This is a genomic window from Candidatus Laterigemmans baculatus, assembly GCF_010367455.1.
In the GTDB taxonomy this organism is placed as follows: Bacteria; Planctomycetota; Planctomycetia; order Pirellulales; family Pirellulaceae; genus Laterigemmans; species Laterigemmans baculatus.
The window spans coordinates 1-2,282 of sequence record NZ_WRPR01000110.1 but is presented as its reverse complement, the minus strand read 5'-3'; the positions used below and the strand labels follow the sequence as shown (position 1 = coordinate 2,282).

The window sequence follows — 2,282 nt, the reverse complement described above, 5'->3', positions numbered from 1 at the left end:
CCCAGGGGCTCCAGAGCGGTTCGTCGCTGCCGTCCACCTCAGCCCGCACTCGCACGCGGTAGCTTCCCTCGCCCAGCTCGCTCGGGGGCGTCAACTCGGTGGCGGACGTTTGCCCCTGGTAGACGAGCCGACCTTCCTCGTCCTCGACGACCAGTTCGTAGGACGTCGCTCCGACCACGCTCGTCCAGGAGAAACGCACCGTCCCCGCAGTTCCGCTCGTCGCAGGACTCAGCAGCAGCGGGACGCTCGGCGTGCTCGCATCCGCACGGACGCTAAAGGACTCCGTCATCCGCGTCCCCCAGACCTCCCCGGCGGCGCTGCCGTAGGCGGACGTGATCGTGTGCTCGCCAGGCGTCAGCCCCGAGAGCGTGAACACCCCATCGTCGTCCGTCTCCGCCAGCCACGGGCCGCCATCGACGCTGAAATAGATCGCACCCGCACCGGCTGCGGCGATCCCCTTGTAACGCAGCTCAACGGTCGAATCCAAGTGGCTGGTCCGGTTGCCGCTGAACAAAAACGCCGGAACCGGAGCACCCCGCTCAAACGGCGGCAAGCCCTCGCCCTCGAGCGGCTTGGTCAACCCGACCTCCGGGTGCCTCTCGGAGTCGGCGCCGATCGCGGCCGCATTCATGAACACCGAGCGGTGCTTCTCCCACGCTTCGCCGACCGTAATCGGACCCTCTTTGGAGCCGATCAGACGGTAGTAGTGCTGCCGGATCGGCACCTGGCGACCATCGAGCTCCCAATCCACGATCTCCGCATACGCCCGGGTGATCCACCGCTTGTCGATGACCGCCTCGGGATCCTGCTGGTCAAAGAATACACGGAAGTTCTCTCCCGACACTCCCTGGTAGTCGTACATCAATATCTGGATGTCATGCAGCACGTAGGCCAGGTAGGTACCGCCCCGAGACCAACGGAAATCGTACACCGGGTCGATCGCACTCAGCTCGTGACCGGCCACAGGATCAAATTTCACATCCCGGAAGATGTACCGCCGCGGGTGAAGTCCTTGTTGCTCGGTGGAGATTCGGAAACCTTCGTAGTTCCGGACGTAGCCATCCTCGAATACGAGCGAATGGACCGTCCGGCTGTCCTCGGTGTATCCGTGCCGAACCTGCTGGAAGTCAAACCGCCGGATGGTCAGCGGGCCGCTGTTTCCATTCGCGTTGTGACCGCGAACGGCGACCGCTGTCGGATTCGATGCGTGCCCCCGCACCGTCAAGCCGTCGAACCGAGCCGTCGAGTAATCGAGGAAGACGGCGGTCCCGGTACTGTTCCAGATGACCGTGTCTTCGAACACCGGTTCCTGGTCTTTCGGGAGCGCCTGAATGCTCCACAACCCCACGCCGAACTGGGTCGCCGCGTAGACTTCATTGTCGCTGAATTCCGGTAGCGGCAGGGAGTTGATCGTGCGGACTTCGTACTGACCCTCCATGTGAGTGCTGGCACCGGGGAACCGCGGGATGTGGACCCGCATGTTCGCCTGCTGGCTGTTGCCGGAGGCATTCTGGATATAGAACCCATAACCTTCCTCGGCCGCCGCAACCACATTGTCGCTGATGTAGTTATGGTTCCCGCGGAACCAGAAGCCGGCTCCGCGACGCCCTTCCTCGTCATAGCGACCGGTCGAGCCGGTGCCCTCGACACCGAGCACGAAGTTCCCGGTAAAGTTATTGAACGACTCCGAGCCATCCTCGGTCACGATCCCCGCTCCGGCGATGTCGTGCACCACGTTCCCGGCGATCTGCCCGTAGTGGCTGCCATGGACCGTGATCCCCCACTTCTCTCCGTCGCTGACCGCGTTGCCGATCAAGCGGAACTGGCGGCGTGCCAAGCCGGCCGGGTCGACCGCCGGGTCCGCCTCCAGCCCCTCGGCTGGACCGGAGAGATGATGCAGGTGCAGCGAGTAGCGGCCGACCTGGTTGGTTCCCTCGTGGGAGACCGTCCCATCGGAAGCGAAAACCGTGCTGTCGAGGTTGGCGTTGGAAGTTCGGCCGAGCCCCACGAACGCGGCGTAGCGGAGGTCGACGTTGGCACGCCCGACCGCCATAAAATGGCCCCGGTTCCCGCTGGGGTTCTCCGACCGCAGCGCGACGTTGCGAGTCAGATTGGCGACGTGCCCCCGCAGCTCCTGGCCGTCGAAATCTTTGGAGACCGTCACCAGGTCCCCGTCGACAGCCGCCGGGCGGTCGTGTCCGACCGGGCGGCTGAGCCCGATCGTTCCCGCTCCGAGCGAGGTGATCGTGAACTGTTCGGTCAGCGGCTGCGTGCCGTCGACG

Annotated in this window: 1 protein-coding gene; it reads right to left on the bottom strand. The window is 64.6% G+C overall.

The window, feature by feature from the left end; translation table 11 throughout:
• The coding region (locus GNK13_RS18100) for a right-handed parallel beta-helix repeat-containing protein (protein WP_164103965.1) at positions 1-2,282 on the bottom strand (2,282 nt) is incomplete at both ends.